Origin of the sequence: Amycolatopsis sp. A133, assembly GCF_031082405.1 — a bacterium.
Lineage (GTDB): Bacteria > Actinomycetota > Actinomycetes > Mycobacteriales > Pseudonocardiaceae > Amycolatopsis.
The window spans coordinates 13,086-30,969 of sequence record NZ_JAVHJU010000053.1; the positions used below are offsets into that span (position 1 = coordinate 13,086).

Below are 17,884 nucleotides of genomic sequence, written 5' to 3' on the forward strand. Positions count from 1 at the left end.
CCGGTCAGCGCAGGGTGACCGACAAGGCCTGCGCGATCTCCTTGCCGATGGCGTGCGTAGCCGCATCCGGCGGCGAGCCCACCTTCACCACCATCGGGCCGCCGAACGGCTGGCGCTCCACCACCTCGATGCGTTCGCCCAGGTTGATCGCGTGTTCGGTCAGGTACCGCAGCAGCTCCGGGTCCGTGTCCCAAACCCGGACGATCTCGCCCACCGCGCCCGGCGGGAGGTCGTCCAGGATGCGGACCGGCAGCTCCTCCACGCTTCCGTCCGGGGCGGGGATCGGGTCGCCGTGGGGGTCGCGGACCGGGTTGCCCAGCTTGGCCGCGATGCGCTCGACCAGCCGGTCCGACACCGCGTGCTCCAGCGCGTCCGCCTCCGCGTGGACCTCGTCCCACGTGTAGCCGAGTTCCGAAACCAGGTACGTCTCGATCAGCCGGTGGCGCCGCAGCACCGAGCGCGCCAGGAGCCTGCCGTCGGCCGTGAGCTCGATGCCGCGGTACGGCACGTGGGTGACCAGGCCGAGCTGGGACAGCTTCGTGACCATCCCCGACGCCGAGGACGGGCTGACCTCCAGCCGGCCGGCGAGCGACGCGTTGGTGACCGCCTCACCCCGCTCGACCAGGCCGTAGATCACCCGGACGTAGTCCTCGACCGACGAGGACCTCCGGACCGAACCATCTCCCATGCCGCACACGATACGGGGCCGGGTTCTTTCTCGTGAAAGTTCACGGCCGCCAGCGGTAGCGGACCCAGCCCGGGACCGGCTCCGCGCCCAGCTGGGCGTAGAACGCCTCGCCCTTCTTGTTGCCCTCCTGCATGTCCCACTCGACCCGGCCGGTCGTGCGGTTGCGCAGCTCGTCCAGCAGCTCGCCGCCCAGTCCGTGGCGGCGGTACGCCGGCCGGACGAACAGGTCGTCCAGCCAGATCCCCGGGCGCGCTTCCCACGTGGAGAAGTTCCAGCTGCAGAAGGCGAAGCCGGCCACCGTGCCGGGCTCGCCGGGCGGGGTCGCGATCAGCACCCACGCCTTCGGGTCCGGCCCGAACAGGTGCCCGCTCATCTCGGCGCGGTCGAGTTTCAGGTCGTGGTTGTCCTCGTAGACGGCGTGCTCCTCGATGAGCGCGCAGATTTCCTCGATGTCTTCGAAGACGGCGTCGCGGACGGGCATTTCGCCTCCCGGTTTTGTCGGTGGTGGTCGTTACGGTCGGGCATGGAGGATGCGGAGGTGGTCGATGTCACCAGAGCGACGGTTCGACGCCCTGGTCGACGAGTTCACCGGACGCCCGGGCATCACGCCACCCGGCGCGACCGGCGGCTTCGGGCGCACGGCGCTGCGCGCGCACGGCCGGATCTTCGCGATGTTCGTCCGCGGGCAGCTGGTGCTGAAGCTGCCTCGGGCGAGGGTCGACGACCTGGTCGAGAGCGGGCACGGGGTGCGCTTCGACGCCAACAAGGGCACGCCGATGAAGGAGTGGCTGGCGCTGGACCCGGGGTCGACGCAACCCTGGTCCGCGCTGGCCGAAGAAGCACTCGAGTTCGTGGAAGGGAGGTGAGTCATCACGCTTGATAACGCAGTTCGCCGCCGACGGCGGTGCCTTGCACGCCGAGGTCGTCCAAAGCGGACTCGTCCAGGGGCGAACCGGACAGCACGGCGAAGTCGGCGAGCTTCCCGGGCTCGAGCGTGCCCAGGTCACGCTCGGCGAAGGTCGCGTACGCCGAGCCGTACGTGTACGCGCGCAACGCCTGCTCCGGCGTCAACGCCTCTTCGGGTGCGAAGGGCGCGCCTGACGCCGTACGCCGGCGCACCATGTCGGCCAGCGCGAGCAGCGGAGCGCCGTTCACGACCGGCCGATCCGAAGACGCGGGAAGGACGCAACCCGCGTCGAGGACGCTTCGCAGCCGGTAGCACCAGGGCACGCGGGACTCGCCGAGCGCGGCGCGCATGCCGTCGCCGAGCTCGTTGACGAACCGTCCCTGCGGTGAGGGGATCAGCCCGAGCGAAGCGAGCCGGATCAGCTCCGCGGGCTGAAGCACCGCGCAGTGCTCGATGCGGTGCCGGTGATCCGTACGCGGCGAAGCAGCCAACGCGGCTTCGTACGCGTCGAGGACGACGGTGATCGCGCGGTCGCCGATCGCGTGCGTCGCGATCTGCCAGCCCGCCTCGTGGGCGCGGCGGATCGTGTCCGCCAGCGACTCCTCGGGCACCTGGAAGTAGCCGCGGTTTTCCGGCTCACCGTCGAACGGGTCGTGCATCGCGCAGGTGCGCCCGACCAGGGAACCGTCGGCGAACAACTTCATCGGGCCGACGCGCAGCCACTCGTCGCCGAGACCGGTGCGCAGGCCGAGGTCGAGGCCGAACCCGGCGCCGTCGGGCAGGTCGTGCAGCACGCTCGCGGCGACCATCACCGTGCTGCGCACGCGCAGCACGCCGCGGTCACGCGCCTCCTGGTAGGCGGCCAGCTCCGCGGGCGTCTCGCCGACGAGCCCACCGCCGATCCCGGCCTCCTGGACGCTGGTGATGCCCTCGGCCAGGTACCGCTCGGACGCCCGCCCGAGCCCGCGCACGACCCGCGAAACCGGCGTCGGGTACGTCAGCGGCCGCAGCAGCAGCTGGGCCTGCTCCCGGAGCAGCCCGGTCGGCGAGCCGTCGGCAGCGAGGACGACGTCGCCACCGACCGGCACGTGCGCCAGGTCGAGCTGGTCGAGCACGGCCGAGTTGACCACGGTCATGTGCCCGGACGTGTGTTTGAGCCGCACGAGCATCCCCGGCGCGGCGCGGTCGAGGCCGTGCCGGTCCGGGTGCCCGCCCACGAGCTTGTTCTGGTCGTACCCGCTGCCGACCACCCAGCTCCCGGCCGGCAGCGTCGCGGCCCGCGCGGCGACGGCGTCGTAGACCTCTTCGACGCTGCGGCAGCCGCTGAGCGGCACGTCGTCGAGGCCCATGCCGAACCACGCCATGTGGTTGTGCGCGTCGTGGAAGCCGGGCACGACGAAACCGCCGGCGAGGTCGACCCGCGAGCGCGCCGAGAGCGCTAGGGCGTCGTCCCCCAGCGCGACGACCCGGCCGTGCCACACGGCGAGTGCGCTGGTCACGCCCTCACCCGTCCACACCGTGGCGTTCTCGTAGACCGCATCGACCCGCATGGATTCAAGGCTATCGATCGATCGATCGAACGTCTAGCATCGGCGGCATGCCCACCGTGGACTTCGCCGTCGAGGACGGCATCGCGCAGATCCGGCTCAACCGGCCCGAGCGGCTGAACGCGGTCGCCGCCGTCCTGGTCGACGACTTCCTCGCCGCCCTCGACGCAGCCGCCCGCAGCGACGCTCGCGTGGTCGTGCTGTCCGGGACCGGCCGCGCCTTCTGCGCCGGCCACGACCTCAAGGAACCCACTCCCGCGGGTGACTCGCGGGCGCGGCTGGACCGGCTCCAGGACGTCACGCGGCGGCTGCGCGGACTGCGCCAGCCGGTGATCGCGGCGGTGCACGGTTACGCGATCGGCGCCGGCGCGGAGTTCGCGCTCGGCTGCGACCTGATCCTGGCCGCCGAGGACGCCGTGTTCGCCTTCCCGGAGGTTTCGCTCGGCCTGAGCGTCACCGGCGCGGCGTCGCGGCTGCTGCCGCTGCTGGTCGGCCCGCTCAAAGCGAAGGAGCTCTTGCTGCTGGGCGAGCGCTTCGACGGACGGAGGGCCGCGGAGCTGGGCATGGTCAACGCCGCCGTGCCCGCCGAGCGGCTCCAGGCGGCGGCCTTGAACTGGGCGGGGCGGATCGCGGAGCACCCGCCCGAGGCGGCGGCGATGGCCAAGCGGGTCCTCGACACGCCGATCGACGTCGAGCCCGCCCTCGAACTCGAGGTCAGCCACGCCCTGATCACCGAGCACTCGGCCGCGGTCGCCGCGTCCGCGGAGGCCTTCCGGAGCCGGTCGTGACGCCGCTCGCCGAAATCGGGACGCTCGCCCAGCTCGTCACGCGGGCCGCCGAGCTCTGGCCGGACCGCACGGCCTGGGTGTTCGACCACCTGAACCAGGAGTTCACGTTCGCCGAGGTTGACCGCGAAAGCTCACGGATCGCCGCGGCCCTGGCGGCACGCGGCATCGGCCAAGGCGATCGCGTCGCCGTGATGCTGAGCAACCAGCCCGAGTTCCCGCTGACGTGGCTGGCGCTGGCGAAGATCGGCGCGCAACTGGTGCCGGTCAACACGAACTACCAGGAGTTCGACGGCGCCCACGTCCTCCGCCACTCCGGCGCGAAGCTGGCCGTCGCCGCGCCGGAGTTCACCGGTCTCCTCAGCCGGATCGCCCTCACCGGGGTCATCACCCCAGCGGAGCTTTCACGTGAAAGCTCCCACCTGGGGGCCGAGCTTTCACGTGAAAGCTCGGGGTTCGTGCCGGTGCCGGAGCTGCCGGTCAACATCCAGTACACCTCCGGGACCACCGGGGCGCCCAAGGGCTGCGTCCTGCCGAACCGCTACTGGACGACCCTCGCGGTGAGCCTGGCCACCGACTTCCCCGCGGTCGGCGCGGACGACGTCATCCTGACCGCGCAGCCGTTCCACTACATCGATCCACAGTGGAACGTCGCGCTGGGGCTGGCCGGCGGCGCCACCCTCGTCGTCCTGGACCGCTTCCACCCCAGCACGTTCTGGGCGAAGGTCCGGGAGCACGGCGTCACCTGGTTCTACTGCCTCGGCCTGATGCCGGCGCTGCTGCTGCGCCAGGAACCGTCCGAAGCCGACCGCGACCACCGCGTCCGCGCGATCTGCGCGTCCGCGATCCCGCACGAGCTGCACGCCGAGCTGGAGGCCCGCTGGGGCGTGCCGTGGTACGAGGCGTTCGGGATGACCGAAACCGGCGGCGACATCCGGATGACCGAGGCCGACCACGACAAGACCGTCGGCACCGGCTGCATCGGGCGGCCGAGCCGCGACCGCGAGGTGCTGATCGCCGGCGACGACGGGAAGCCGGTGCCGCGCGGGGAAACCGGGCAGCTGCTGATCCGCGGGATCGGGCTGATGCACGGCTATCACGACGATCCGGACGCGACGGCGAAGGCGTTCGGGAACGGCTGGTTCCACACCGGCGACCTCGCCCGGATGGACACCGCCGGCCGCGTCTACTACGTCGGCCGCACGAAGGACATGATCCGCCGCAGCGGCGAGAACGTCTCCGCCGACGAGGTCGAGCGCGCGCTGCTGCTGCACCCGTCGGTGCGGCTGGCGGCCGTCGTCGCGGTGCCCGACGAGCTGCGCGGCGAGGAGATCAAGGCCTACGTCGTGTGCGACGGCGACCGGCCGGACCCCGCCGGGCTCGCCGCCTTCTGCGCCGGAAAGCTGGCCTACTTCAAGGTTCCGCGGTTCTGGGCGTTCGCCGACGAGCTCCCGATGACCCCGTCGGAGCGGGTGGCCAAGGGCGAGCTGCGGAAGGTCGCGGACCCGCGCGCCGGTTCGTGGGACGCGAAGGCGGAAGCATGGCTGTGAGCAGCCGGGAGCGGGTGCGCGCGGCGGCGGTGAAGCTGTTCGCCACCAAGGGCTTCCACGGCACCGGCATCCGGGATCTGGCGCAGGAGGCGGAACTCTCCTCGGCCAGCCTGTACCACTACATGGGCACCAAGGAGGATCTGCTCGCCGAGATCATGCACACGGCGCTGAACCGGCTGCTCGACGCGGCCCGCGAGGCGACCGCGGGCGGCGGCGACCCGGTGCACCGGCTGCGCACGCTGGTCGCGCTGCACGTCCTCGCGCACGCCGTCGGACCGGCCGAAACCCGGGTGGTGGACAACGAAGTCGACGTCCTGTCCCCGGCCGCGCGCGAGCCGGTCGTGGCCCTGCGGGACGCCTACGAACGGCTGTGGGCGGCGGCGATCGACGAAGGGGTGGCGGCGGGGGTGTTCCGTGTGGAGCACCCGGCGGTGACCAGGCTGGCCCTGCTGGAGATGTGCAGCGGCGTCGCGAGGTGGTATTCGCCACGCGGCCCGCTGGCGCTGGACGAGCTGGCGGAGCACTACGCGGAACTGGCGTCGAGGGCGCTGGGCTGCACGTCAGCGCCGGGAGTGACCGACTTGCGACGGTGCCGGGAAATCGTCGCGAAAGAGTGGGGCGTGTCCGTTTAGCGGCGCTTTTAGCTGTGTACGCCTTGCCCAGACGGCGTGCGTGGGGGACGCTCGAAGGGTGACTGAGGAAACGATCCAACTGGAACTGGACGACTCGGGTCTCGCGCCGGGCCTCCCGGCGCCGGAAGGCCCCCGCGATCAGGTGCAGGATGTCCCCTATCGCCCCGTCGAGTTCCGCGATGACGATCTCCCCACCGCCCTGGAGCGCTGCTCGAAGTGGCTGCGGCAGGCCCAGGAGTGGCTGGGCGAGCCGCTCGACGTCCTGGCCATCCACCTCGACTACGACGACCGCCAGGGTTCGCCGTACTACGACGTGAAGCTCCTGTGCAACGAAGAGGACCTCGCGGGCGTCCCGATCGCCATCCGCAACAAGAAGTAAGCAGCTCCGACAGCCGTCAAGACCGCCGGAAACGGCGGTCTTGACGGCTGTGACATTCCGGGGCTTCGCCCCGGGCCGGGGGCTCCGCCACCCGGAACCCCCGAGAAACTTCTCGCGTTCTCAGCCCAGCGTGCCGCCGACCTTGACGTGCCCCTTGAGCAGGTTGCGCGCGATCGTCCGGCGCTGGATCTCGTCGGTGCCTTCGTAGATGCGCAGCAGCCGCAGCTCGCGGTACCACCGCTCGACCGGCAGCTCCCGCGTGTAACCCATGCCGCCGTGGATCTGCAGGACACGATCGACGATTTCGTTGGCCTTCTGGCCGCCGTACAGCTTCGCCATCGACTGCGCGTGCCGCGAATCCAGGCCCTGGTCGACCTGCCACGCGGCGTGGAGCACCAGCCAGCGCAGCGCCTCCAGCTCGACCCCGGAGTCGGCGATCATCCACTGGATGGCCTGCCGCTCGGCGATCTTCTGCCCGAACGTCTCCCGCGTGTTGGCGTGCTCGATGGCCATCGAGATCAGCCGCTCGCACGAGCCGATCGCGCGGGCGGGCAGCAGGTAGCGGCCCTGGCCGATCCACTGCATGGCCAGCTCGAAGCCGCGGCCCTCCTCGCCGAGGATCTGCGTCTCGGGCACCCGGACGTCCTGGAAGATCAGCGACGCCGGGCCCCACTCGCCCATGGTGTCGATGTACTCGGACTTCCAGCCGGCTTCCCGGTCGACGAGGAAGCAGGTGACACCGCCGTTCGCGCCCTTCTCCGGGTCGGTGATCGCGAAGACCATGGTGAAGTCGGCTTCGTTGCCACCGGTGATGAAGGTCTTCTCGCCGTTGATGACCCAGTCGGTGCCGTCCTTGCGGGCGGTGGTCCGGATGGCCTTGGCGTCCGACCCGGCCCCCGGCTCGGTGATCGCGAAGCACGACTTGCGCTCGCCCGAGATGGTCGGCAGCAGGTAGGTCTGCTTCTGCTCCTCGTTGGCGTGGAACAGGATGTTGTCGGCGGCCCCGCCGAAGCGGAACGGCACGAAGGTGCGCCCGAGCTCGGCTTCCAGCAGCGCGGCCATCACGGCGGACAGGCCCATGCCGCCGTACTCCTCCGGGGTCAGCACGCCCCAGAAGCCGGACTCCTTCGCCTTGAGCTGGAGGTCCTTGAGCTCCTCGCCGGTCAGGCCGGGCTGGTGGGCGCGCTCGCGCCGGAGGACTTCCTGCTCGAGCGGGATCAGCTCCCGCTGGACGAACGTGCGGACCCAGTCGCGCACTTCCCGTTCTTCGGTGCTGAGTGAAAAGTCCATGGCGTGGCTGCTCCTCCGACACTGGCTAAGCGCTTGCTTACCCCCTATAGTGCGCCACGGACCACGCGGACGCAAGGACACCCGAGCACGCCGGGGCAGGCGGAACAGCCGCCCTCACCGCCCTGATGTCCCGCCGACGGCTGGTCGTCGGCCTGGCCGGCGCCCAGGACGCTCGCGGCGCACCGTTGACCCGGGGCAGCCCGCGCCCCTCCGCGCTGCGCCGGATGTCGCACCCGACCCCAGACCTGAGCCCGGATCCGTGACAACGGCTTCCCGGCCCGGGAAGATCGGGGGTGTGATGGAGATCGAGGTCCGCTGGTCGGCGCCGTTGCCCGTCGAAGATCGCTTCATGCGCCTGCTCGACGACGTCGAGCGCGGGCGGTTCGAGGCTTACCGGCAGGACGCGGACAAACGGCGGTTCCTCACCGGGCGGGTCCTGGCGAAGACCGTCGCCGCCGAGCGGCTCGGCTTGGCCGTCGAGGCGGTGGCGTTCGACGCCACCTGCGAAGACTGCGGCAAACCGCACGGGCGGCCGCGCATCCCCGGCGCGGACCTGACGTTGTCGATCTCGCATTCCGGCGAGCTGATCGGCATCGCGGCGACGCCGTCGGTCCCGGTGGGCCTCGACGTCGAGACCGCCACCCGCCGCGCGGACGACGGCCTGATCGAGTACGCGCTGAGCCCGGTGGAGGCGGAGCACCTCGCGGGCCTCGACGCGACGGAGAAGGCCGCGGCGTTCTTCGTCTACTGGACCCGCAAGGAAGCGGTGATGAAGGCCACCGGCAAGGGTCTGCGCATCCCGCTGCAGAGCATCACGTTCTCCCGCTACGACGAGCCGGCCCGGCTGGCGTCCTCGGGCGACCCGGCCCTGGACCCGGCGACGACCCGCCTGGCGGACCTCAAGGCCGCGGACGGCTACCGCGCGGCCATCGCCGTGCTGACCACCGAGGAACTGTCAGTCACCGAGGAACACTGGGTCCCCTGACCCGGTCAGATCCCGGCGAGATCCGCCAAGCCCATCGCGGTCAGCAGCGTCCGGAACTTCGCCGTCGTCTCGTCCAGTTCCGACTCCGGATCCGACGCCGCCACGATGCCGCCGCCCGCGTACAGCCGCATCGAGGTCGAGGCGATCTCGGCGCAGCGGATCGCCACCGCCCACTCGCCGTCGCCCGCTGCGTCGACCCAGCCGACCGCTCCCGCGTAGTAGTCGCGGTCGAACGGCTCCAGCTCCTGGACCAGCTCGCGCGCTCCCGCCGTGGGGGTGCCGCAGACCGCCGGGGTCGGGTGGAGGGCGGCCGCGAGGTCCAGGGCCGTCACCTCCGGGTCGATCAGCTCGCCGGTGATCGGGGTGCGCAGATGCCAGATGGCCGGCGTGGTGACCAGCTCCGGCCCGGCCGGGACGTCCAGGGTCCGGCAGAACGGCCGCAGCGCCTCGACCACGTAGTCGATCACGACGGCGTGTTCGAGCTGGTCCTTGCGGGACGTCCGCAGCGCCTCGCCGTTCGCGCGGTCGGCGACCGGGTCGGCCGAGCGCGGCATCGAGCCGGCGTGCGGTGACGAGAACACCGTCCGGCCGGTCCGGCGCAGCAGCAGCTCGGGGGTGGCACCGACCAGCGACCGGCCGCCCGGCAGCTCGGCCGCGTACGTGAAGTGCCGGGGGTTGCCGACGGCCAGGTTGCGCACGATGCTCTCGGCCGGAATCGGCGAAGCGAACTCGAGGTCCAGGGCCCGCGCCAGAACGGCTTTACGCAGGTCACGGGAAGCCAAAAGCGAAACCGCGGAACGCACCGCCTCCATGTGCAACGCGGGAGACGGCACCGCACGCACCCGCACGGGTGCCGGCAGGACTTCACGCGGCCGCGAAGGGACCCCCGAGGACCGGTGGACGGTCCGGGGCACAACGAGGTGGCCCGGCACCTTCGTGTCGGGCCCGGTGTCGAACGGCAGGACGCCGACGGCCAGCGGGGCGCCCGTCTCGGCCAGGACGCCGGGGATCACCGAAGCGAGCCGACGGGAGTCCGTCTCGGTGACGGTCCGGATCGTGCCCTGCGAGAGGAGTGCGCGCTCGGCCGTCGTGAACAGGAAGTCGCCACGCTGGTAGCGGGCGGCGAGGTCAACCGGGATCGCCGGGTCAGGAGCACTCACAAGACCAGCGTCCCAGGCTCCGGGAGATCCGCGAGGGAAGTGTCGCTGACGACACTCCCCTCGCGGTCAGCTCCTGGTGACGAGCTACTTGAGCGCGTCGATGAGCGCCTCGCGCTGGCGCTCGCCCAGGCCGGCCGCACGCCGGTCCGGGTCGATGCCGGCCTGCTCGAGCAGGGCAGCGACCTTCACCGCGCCGAGGCCGGGGACGGCCTTCAGCAGCTGGGTGACCTTCGTCTTCCCGATGGTCTTGTTCTCCTTGGCCTGCTTGAGCACCTTCTCGATGCTCTCCTGGCCGGACTTGATCGACGCGAGCAGCTCCGAACGCGCCTTGCGAGCCTCGGCGGCCTTGGCCAGGGCCTCGGCGCGCTGCTCCGGAGTCAACGTAGGCAGAGCCAACGTAGTGTCCTTTCCTCTCAGGTCTCCGCTTTCGCGGCCGACAGCTTTTGTGAGTGCTTGCTCCTGCAAGCGCTGCTCAGCCGTCTCTTGCCACGGGCCCAGTAAACGCCACCGGCTTCGTGGCCGTGCAACCGACACGCACTTATTACCCCCGGAGGTGATAGCGGGCAACCCGCTCCGGCCTGCGGAAACGCTCCCAAGAAGTGCCCCGGGTGGCCTCTCTCACCCGGAAGTGGAGCTTCCGCTACCCGCTGTTCTCGTGCACATTTCCTTGCTCATAAGGAAAAGCCGAAAAATTGATGATCTTGATCATCGACCGGTCGTCGCCCGATCGCGGGACGACCGTGACCGAACGGAGCCGCGGCCGGCCATGCCCGCTTCACCCGATCCGCACTAGAGTCGGCGCAACCCCAGTTCACCGGCGAACGACCCCCCGGGAGCGACCATGTTGAGCACCATGCAGGACGGCCAGCTGTCGCTGGCCAACCTGCTTCGCCACGGCACGTCGGTGCACTCGGCGAGCGAAGTCATCACCTGGACCGGTTCAGAAGCCCGTCGCGAGAGCTACGGCGACCTCGGCCGCCACGCCGCCCGCCTCGCGAACGCGCTCAAGAGCCTCGGCGTGACCGGCGACCGGCGCGTCGGCACCTTCATGTGGAACAACGCCGAGCACATGGCCGCCTACCTGGCCGTTCCGGCGATGGGCGCCGTGCTGCACACGCTGAACATCCGGCTGTTCCCGGAGCAGCTCGTGTTCGTCGCCAACCACGCCGAGGACCACGTCGTCATCGTCGACGGCACGCTCGTCCCCCTCCTGGCCAAGCAGCTGCCGCAGTTCAAGACGGTCCGGCACGTCATCGTGGCCAACGGCGACGCCGCGTCCCTGGAAGCTCCCGACGGCGTCGAGGTGCACTCCTACGCCGAGCTGCTGGCCGCCCAGCCCGACACCTTCGACTGGCCCGACGTCGACGAGCGCTCCGCCGCCGCGATGTGTTACACCTCGGGCACGACCGGTGACCCCAAGGGTGTCGCCTATTCACACCGGTCGATCTGGCTGCACTCGATGCAGGTCTGCATGACCGACAGCATGCGGCTCGCCCAGCACGACAAGGCGCTGGCCATCGTGCCGATGTTCCACGCGATGGCGTGGGGCCTGCCGTACGCGTCGCTGATGGTCGGCGCGTCGCTGCTGATGCCGGACCGGTTCCTCCAGCCGGCGCCGGTCTCGGCGATGCTGGCCGCCGAGAAGCCGACGTTCGCCGGCGCGGTGCCGACCGTCTGGCAGGGCCTGCTCGCCCACCTCGAAGCGCACCCGCAGGACATCTCGCACCTGCGCGAGGTCGTCGTCGGCGGGTCGGCGGTGCCGCCGTCGCTGATGCACGCCTTCCAGGAGCGGCACAACGTCCCGATCCTGCACGCCTGGGGCATGACCGAGACGTCGCCGCTGGGCAGCGTCGCCCGCCCGCCGGCGTCGGCGACCGGCGACGACGTCTGGAAGTACCGCTACACGCAGGGCCGTTTCCCGGCGTCCGTGCGGGCGAGGCTGATCGACGACGACGGCGCGGTGCTGCCCTGGGACGACGAGTCCGTCGGCGAGCTCGAGGTCCAGGGCCCGTGGATCGCGGCGTCGTACTACGGCGGCGCCGAGATCGACCCGGAGAAGTTCCACGACGGCTGGCTGCGCACCGGCGACGTCGGCCGGATCAGCCCGGACGGCTTCCTGACGCTGACCGACCGCGCCAAGGACGTCATCAAGTCCGGCGGCGAGTGGATCTCCTCGGTCGACCTGGAGAACCAGGTGATGGGCCACCCGGCGGTGGCCGAGGCCGCCGTCGTCGGCATCCCGGACGAGAAGTGGGACGAGCGGCCGCTGGTCGCCGTCGTGCTCAAGGAGGGCCAGCGCGTCACGCCGGAGGAGCTGCGCGACTACCTCAGCGACAAGGTCGCGAAGTGGCAGCTGCCGGAGAACTGGACTTTTGTCGACGAAGTGCCCAAGACCAGCGTCGGCAAGTTCGACAAGAAGCGGATCCGCGCGTCCTACTCCGAGGGAAAGCTCGACATCGCCCAGCTCTAACGGGTAAATCTCCGGCGAGTCTTCACACCGGGGAAGGCCACCATGGGGGAACCTACCCCCTCATGGTGGCCTTCGGAGCACGTCGGAGGGGTCTGGGGATGCAGCGGAACAGGCGGAGCTTCCTGGCGCTCGCGGGAGCGGGCGCGGTGAGTGCGCTGGCGACGGCGTGCGGGTCGAACACCGGGCGGCAGGGTGAGCCGCCGCCCTCGACGGCGTACTCGGCGGGACCGCCGCCGTCGGACGCCCCGAAGGTCGCGCTCCAGCAGTGGTACCACGCATACGGCGAGGAAGGCGTCCAGGACGCCGTCAAGCGTTATGCGGCGAGCTACCCCGGCGCGAGCGTGAACGTGCAGTGGAACCCGGGCGACTACGACTCGAAGATCGTCACCGCGCTGCAGAACAGCAAGGTGCCCGACGTCTTCGAGGCGCAGGTCAAGATCGACTGGGTGCGGCAGAACCAGGTCGTCTCGCTCGACGACGTCATCGCGCCGGTGAAGGGCGACTTCAGCCCGGCCGTGCTGGCCGCGCAGACCGTCGAGGGCAAGGTCTACGGCATCCCGCAGGCCACCGACACGCAGGTGCTCTTCTACCGCAAGAGCCTGCTGCAGGCGGCGGGCGTGCAGCCCCCGCAGACGGTCGACGAGCTCATCGACGCGGCCGCGAAGCTCACGAAGGACGGCGTCAAGGGCTTCTTCGCGGGCAACGACGGCGGCGTCGGCGTGCTCACCGGCCCGCTGCTGTGGTCCGCGGGGCTCGACTACCTGAAGAACGGCAACCGCGAGGTCGGCTTCGACGACCCGCGCGCGGCGACGGCGCTGGGGAAGCTGCACACGCTCAACGCCAACGGTTCCCTGCTGCTCGGCGCGCCGGCCGACTGGTCGGACGCGAGCGCGTTCATCGACGGGCTCACCGCCATGCAGTGGACCGGGCTGTGGAACGTGCCGAAGATCCGCCAGGCGTTCGACGACGACTTCGGCGTCCTGCCCTTCCCGAAGCTGGACGGCAGCGGCGCGCCCTCGGTGCCGGTCGGGGCGTACGGCGCGATGGTGAACGCCAAGAGCGCGCACGTCGCCGAGGCCAAGGCGTTCGTGAAGTGGCTGTGGATCGACCAGACGCAGGACCAGCTGGAGTTCGCGACGAAGTTCGGCTTCCACGTCCCGGCGCGCCAAAGCCTGATCGGCCGCGCGGACAGCCTCAAGTCCGGTCCGGCCGCCGACGCCGCCCGGTTCGTCCAGGAGAACAGCCACCTCGTCGGCGGTCCGGTGTGGACGCAGCAGTCGAACACGGCCCTGTCCGACGCGGTCGCGAAGATCGCGAAGGAAGGGGCGGACCCGGCGGCGCAGGTCAAGACCGCCGTCGAGGTGGCGAAGGCCGAGCTGAAGCGCCTGTTCGGATGAAACGGCGCGATGCGCGCGCGTTCTGGCTGTTCGTGGGGCCGTTCCTGATCGGGCTGGCGGTCTTCGCGTACCTGCCGATCGGCTGGAGCGCGTACCTGTCGTTCTTCGACGCGCGCAACACGGTGACGCCGACCGAGTTCGTCGGGCTGGACAACTACGGGCACATGCTCACCGACGAGCCGTTCCCGTCGAGCCTGGGCACGTTCAGCGTGTTCGCGCTGTTCATCGTGCCGCTGACGTTCGTCTTGTCGCTGGCGCTGGCGCTCGGGGTCAACCAGCTGCGGTTCGCCAGGGCGTTCTTCCGGTCGGTGTTCTTCCTGCCGTTCGCGTGCTCGTACGTCGTGGCGTCGCTGATCTGGAAGACGTCGTTGTTCTCCGGAGTCCGGTACGGCCTGGCGAACACGGTGCTCGGTCTGTTCGGCGCCGATCCGGTGGCGTGGACCGGGACGGTGCACCCGCCGCTGTACTGGGTGGTGCTGGTGACGGCACGGCTGTGGCTGCAGCTCGGGTTCTACATGATCCTGTTCATCGCGGCCCTGCAGCGGATCCCGGCCCAGCTGTACGAAGCGGCGTGGCTCGACGGCGCCAAACCGGGCTGGCAGGTGTTCCGGTACATCACGCTGCCGCAGCTGCGCGCGACGGCGGTGGCGGTGCTGCTGCTCAACCTGATCAACGCCTACCAGGCCTTCGACGAGTTCTACAACATCATGGGCGACGCGCGCGGCTACCCGCCGTTCGCGCGACCGCCGCTGGTCTACCTGTACTACACGTCGCTCGGTTCGGGTGGCCAGGACCTCGGGCGCGGCAGTGCCGGTGCGGTGATCCTGGCGCTGATCATCGCTTTTGTCACGCTCCTGCAAGGCCGGGTGCTCCGCTTCGGACGGGCGTCATGAGGGCCGCGCTCCGCTGGACCGCGCTCGTCGTGGCGGCGGTGCTGTTCCTGCTGCCGTTCTACCTGCTGCTGCGCAACGGCCTGGCGTCGCGGGCGGAGCTCACCGCTCCACAATGGACGTTCTTCCCGTCCACAGTGCACTGGGAGAACTTCTCGCGGCTGTTCTCCGCCGAAGACGTCCCCTTCGCCCGGAGCCTGCTGAACTCCCTGCTGGTCACCACCTCGCAGACGATCGGGCTGCTGGTGATCTGCTCGCTGGCTGGCTACGGACTGGCCCGGATCCCCTACCGGCACTCGCGGTTCGTGTTCTACGCGGTGCTGGCGACGCTGATGATCCCGACGTCGGTGACGTTCGTGCCGAGCTTCGTGGTGGTCTCGTCGCTGGGCTGGCTGTCGGACTTCCGCGGCCTGGTGATCCCCGGACTGTTCAGCGCGTTCAGCGTCTTCCTGTTCCGGCAGTACTTCCTCGACTTCCCACGCGAGCTGGAGGAGGCGGGCCGGGTGGACGGGCTCGGCCGGTGGGGCGTGTTCTGGCGGATCGTGGTGCCCAATTCGAAGGGGTTCTTCGCGGCGATCGCCGTCATCACCGCGATCGGCAGCTGGAACGCGTTCCTGTGGCCGCTGATCATCGCCCAGTCGCCGGATTCGTGGACGGTCCAGGTGGCGTTGTCGGGGCTGCTGACGGCGCAGAACCCGCAGCTGAACCTGCTGTTCCTGGCGGCGGCGGTGTCGATCCTGCCGATCGTGCTGCTGTTCGCGTTCCTGCAGCGGTACCTGGTGCGCGGGGTGGCCGAGTCCGGCCTGAAGGGCTGAACCGCCACCACAGCAGGGCCACCGTCAGCACCAGCGCCCCGCCGTCGGTCACCAGCGACGGCAGGAGCCCCAACACCCACCGGCGCCCGGTCAGGAAGCCACCGGACAGCGGCGCGCCGGCCAGGAAAGCCGCGCGCGCCACGAGGTCGTGGTCGATCACCACGAAGTTCTGCACCGCCATCCCGATCGCGAGCACCAGCCGCCCTCGAACTGCTCGACGAAGCCGGACTCGCCGAACTGAGCACGCGGCTGCTCACCGCCCACGTCCTCGCGTCGGCCGAGACGCCCGCAAAACCGGACCCCGGCTTCCAGGACCGGCTGGACGGCTACCCCGCCGTCAAGGCACTCGGCCCGATCTTCGCCCGCACCACCGCCGACGAGCTCTTCGCCCTCGGCACCGAAGTCATCCTCGACGGTCTCGCCCAGCGGCGGAAATGACCACAACCTTCGGCGGTACACCCCACCACGCGAACTGTGACAGGGTGAACTGAACTGTCACGGTGAATGTTTTTCACGTTCACCCGGAACCGACTGGGGAGCGAATACATGGCCGAACTGACCCGGCGCACCTTCGCCACCGCGGGCGCCGCCGGACTCGGGCTCCTGCTGTGCACGCCCACCGCGAACGCCCTCGACCGCGCCCTCCGGCTCACGAGCACCCGCTCGGTCACCACGTCCGGCACCACCCTGGAGCAGGTCGCCACCGGCGGGAGCACCAGCACGTACTCGCGCCTGTCCGCGGGCCCCGGCTGGCCGCTGGTCGTCCGGAGCGACCTCGCCACCCCGAAGAGCGGGCGCGACGACCGGCGCCGTGCGCTGTCGGCCTTCGTCCAGTTCACCGATCTGCACATCACCGACGCCGAGAGCCCCGCGCGGTTCGAGTACCTGCACCCGTTCATCGGCTCCGCGCACCGGCCGCAGGAGGCGCTCGGCACCGTCGCCACCAGCGCGCTCGTCGAGCGCGTCAACAGCGTGCGGCAGGGCCCGTTCACCGGACGGCCGTTCGACCTGATGGTCACCACCGGCGACAACACCGACAACCACGAGCTGATCGAGCTCGGCTGGTTCCTCAAGGTCCTCAACGGCGGCACCGTCACCCCGAACTCCGGCGACCCGGACGCCTACGAAGGCGTCCAGAGCTCGGGCAACGACGAGTACTGGAACCCGTCGATCCCCGGCGTGGGCGACAAGTACTCGGCGAAGGGCTTCCCGCAGATCCCCGGTCTGCTCGAAGCGGGCATGCGGACGTTCACCGCCCCCGGCCTCGACGTCCCGTGGTTCTGCACCTTCGGCAACCACGACGACAGCATCGTCGGCTCGCTGCCGGCGCAGATCCCGGGGATGGACGCCTGGTACACCGGGAAGTACAAGGTCATCGGCAAGGACGAGACCACCGCGAAGAAGCTCGCCGACGCCATCCGGAAACCCGGCTCGAGCGTCCCGGTCGCGGAACTGTTCGGCGGCAGCGGCACCATCCGCGAGATCACGCCGGACGCGCGGCGCCGCCCGTTCGGCACCGGCGAGTTCGTCCGCGCGCACCTCGACAGCGCGAACACCGGCCCCGGCCCCGCCGGGCACGGCTTCACCAGCGCCAACGCCGACGGCCGGAACGTCTACTACACCTTCCGGATCGCCCCGGGCATCACCGGGATCAGCCTCGACACCACGACCGACGCCGGGTTCGCCGACGGCTCGATCGGGCTGGCGCAGTACTCGTGGGTCGAGTCGACGCTCAAGCGCAACAGCTCGACCTACTACGACTTCTTCGGCCGCAAGATCACCCACGGCGTCACCGACGAGCTGTTCCTCCTCTTCAGCCACCACACCAGCGGCACGATGACCAACCTGCTGCCGGACTCGCGCCACCCGCTCGACCCGCGGCTGGAGGGCAACGCCCTCGTCGCGCTGCTCAAGCGGTTCCCGAACGTGCTCGCCTGGGTCAACGGCCACACGCACCTCAACAAGATCACGCCGCACGCCGGGAACACCCCGCAGCAGGGCTTCTGGGAGATCAACACCGCGTCGCACGTCGACTTCCCGCAGCACGCGCGGATCGTCGAAGTCGCGGACAACGCCGACGGCACGTTGTCGCTGTTCACGACGCTGATCGAGGCGGAAGCGCCGTACGCCGCGGACTACGACGACCGGACGCCGCAAGCGCTTGCGTCGCTGTACCGCGAACTTTCCTACAACGACATCCACATCGACCTGGGCCGCGTCGGCGCGGCGGAGGACCACAACACGGAGCTGCTGCTCGTCAACCCGCTGTCCTGAGTCTGCCGCAGCTGTCGTGAGTGGTAAGGCGGGTTAGAATCTCGGCAGGACAAGGTGCGAAGCAGATGACCACCCGCGGCGACGCGGTCGTCGAGGCACTACCGGATCGGGAGGC

General features: G+C 70.3%; 17 protein-coding genes. 11 read left to right on the forward strand and 6 right to left on the reverse strand.

Going from position 1 to position 17,884, the window contains the following annotated elements; all coding sequences use genetic code 11:
* Window positions 1-4: 4 nt before the first annotated feature.
* Both Q5425_RS31545 and Q5425_RS31550 read right to left on the reverse strand, forming a co-directional pair.
* Window positions 5-688 (reverse strand): metal-dependent transcriptional regulator, encoded by a 684-nt coding sequence (locus Q5425_RS31545; RefSeq protein ID WP_013230121.1) that lies wholly within the window; start codon window positions 686-688, stop codon window positions 5-7.
* A gap of 40 nt (window positions 689-728) precedes the next feature.
* The gene (locus Q5425_RS31550) at window positions 729-1,169 is read right to left on the reverse strand and encodes a GNAT family N-acetyltransferase (protein ID WP_308675989.1); all 441 of its coding nucleotides are present in this window, start codon (window positions 1,167-1,169) and stop codon (window positions 729-731) included.
* Window positions 1,170-1,233: 64 nt separating this feature from the next.
* Here Q5425_RS31550 and Q5425_RS31555 point away from each other — a divergent pair, with 64 nt between their 5' ends.
* Entirely contained in the window at window positions 1,234-1,554 is a 321-nt protein-coding gene (locus tag Q5425_RS31555; protein WP_308675990.1) for a hypothetical protein, read from the forward strand.
* A gap of 4 nt (window positions 1,555-1,558) precedes the next feature.
* On the opposite strand, the gene Q5425_RS31560 is transcribed toward Q5425_RS31555, so the two are convergent.
* Complete coding sequence (locus tag Q5425_RS31560) at window positions 1,559-3,145, reverse strand: amidohydrolase (RefSeq protein ID WP_308675991.1); 1,587 nt, start codon at window positions 3,143-3,145, stop codon at window positions 1,559-1,561.
* A 47-nt stretch (window positions 3,146-3,192) separates the two neighbouring features.
* On the opposite strand from Q5425_RS31560, the gene Q5425_RS31565 reads away from it, so the two are divergent.
* The 4 genes from Q5425_RS31565 to Q5425_RS31580 are packed head-to-tail and all read left to right on the forward strand — an operon-like array spanning window position 3,193 to window position 6,488.
* Window positions 3,193-3,930: an enoyl-CoA hydratase/isomerase family protein gene (locus Q5425_RS31565; protein ID WP_308675992.1), complete on the forward strand. Its 738-nt coding sequence runs from the start codon at window positions 3,193-3,195 to the stop codon at window positions 3,928-3,930.
* Window positions 3,927-5,477, forward strand: coding sequence for an ATP-dependent acyl-CoA ligase (locus tag Q5425_RS31570; RefSeq protein ID WP_308675993.1), 1,551 nt, complete (start codon window positions 3,927-3,929; stop codon window positions 5,475-5,477). The genes Q5425_RS31565 and Q5425_RS31570 overlap by 4 nt, the downstream gene beginning before the upstream one ends.
* A complete protein-coding gene (locus tag Q5425_RS31575) occupies window positions 5,474-6,109 on the forward strand; it encodes a TetR/AcrR family transcriptional regulator (protein ID WP_206785479.1) in 636 nt (211 codons plus the stop codon). The genes Q5425_RS31570 and Q5425_RS31575 overlap by 4 nt, the downstream gene beginning before the upstream one ends.
* A gap of 58 nt (window positions 6,110-6,167) precedes the next feature.
* On the forward strand, window positions 6,168-6,488 hold the full coding sequence (locus Q5425_RS31580; protein WP_308675994.1) for a hypothetical protein: 321 nt from the start codon (window positions 6,168-6,170) through the stop codon (window positions 6,486-6,488).
* 120 nt (window positions 6,489-6,608) lie between these two features.
* Here Q5425_RS31580 and Q5425_RS31585 read toward each other — a convergent pair whose 3' ends face one another.
* Window positions 6,609-7,778: an acyl-CoA dehydrogenase family protein gene (locus Q5425_RS31585; protein WP_308675995.1), complete on the reverse strand. Its 1,170-nt coding sequence runs from the start codon at window positions 7,776-7,778 to the stop codon at window positions 6,609-6,611.
* A gap of 298 nt (window positions 7,779-8,076) precedes the next feature.
* On the opposite strand from Q5425_RS31585, the gene Q5425_RS31590 reads away from it, so the two are divergent.
* Entirely contained in the window at window positions 8,077-8,763 is a 687-nt protein-coding gene (locus Q5425_RS31590) for a 4'-phosphopantetheinyl transferase superfamily protein (protein ID WP_308675996.1), read from the forward strand.
* Between the two features lie 5 nt (window positions 8,764-8,768).
* Here Q5425_RS31590 and Q5425_RS31595 read toward each other — a convergent pair whose 3' ends face one another.
* Both Q5425_RS31595 and mihF read right to left on the reverse strand, forming a co-directional pair.
* Window positions 8,769-9,923 carry an isochorismate synthase gene (locus Q5425_RS31595; protein ID WP_308675997.1) on the reverse strand — a complete coding sequence of 385 codons (1,155 nt, stop codon included), beginning with the start codon at window positions 9,921-9,923 and terminating at the stop codon, window positions 8,769-8,771.
* 84 nt (window positions 9,924-10,007) lie between these two features.
* Window positions 10,008-10,319 carry an integration host factor, actinobacterial type gene (gene mihF / locus Q5425_RS31600; protein WP_167344432.1) on the reverse strand — a complete coding sequence of 104 codons (312 nt, stop codon included), beginning with the start codon at window positions 10,317-10,319 and terminating at the stop codon, window positions 10,008-10,010.
* Between the two features lie 445 nt (window positions 10,320-10,764).
* Between mihF and Q5425_RS31605 the strand changes: the two genes are divergently transcribed.
* From Q5425_RS31605 to Q5425_RS31625, 5 genes are all read left to right on the forward strand, one after another.
* Entirely contained in the window at window positions 10,765-12,393 is a 1,629-nt protein-coding gene (locus Q5425_RS31605) for a long-chain fatty acid--CoA ligase (RefSeq protein WP_308675998.1), read from the forward strand.
* 98 nt (window positions 12,394-12,491) lie between these two features.
* Entirely contained in the window at window positions 12,492-13,790 is a 1,299-nt protein-coding gene (locus Q5425_RS31610; RefSeq protein ID WP_308675999.1) for a sugar ABC transporter substrate-binding protein, read from the forward strand.
* Window positions 13,787-14,683 (forward strand): sugar ABC transporter permease, encoded by an 897-nt coding sequence (locus Q5425_RS31615; protein WP_308676000.1) that lies wholly within the window; start codon window positions 13,787-13,789, stop codon window positions 14,681-14,683. The genes Q5425_RS31610 and Q5425_RS31615 overlap by 4 nt, the downstream gene beginning before the upstream one ends.
* Window positions 14,680-15,495 carry a carbohydrate ABC transporter permease gene (locus Q5425_RS31620; protein WP_308676001.1) on the forward strand — a complete coding sequence of 272 codons (816 nt, stop codon included), beginning with the start codon at window positions 14,680-14,682 and terminating at the stop codon, window positions 15,493-15,495. The genes Q5425_RS31615 and Q5425_RS31620 overlap by 4 nt, the downstream gene beginning before the upstream one ends.
* 546 nt (window positions 15,496-16,041) lie before the next feature.
* Window positions 16,042-17,769: a TIGR03767 family metallophosphoesterase gene (locus tag Q5425_RS31625; protein WP_308676002.1), complete on the forward strand. Its 1,728-nt coding sequence runs from the start codon at window positions 16,042-16,044 to the stop codon at window positions 17,767-17,769.
* The last annotated feature ends 115 nt before the right edge of the window (window positions 17,770-17,884 follow it).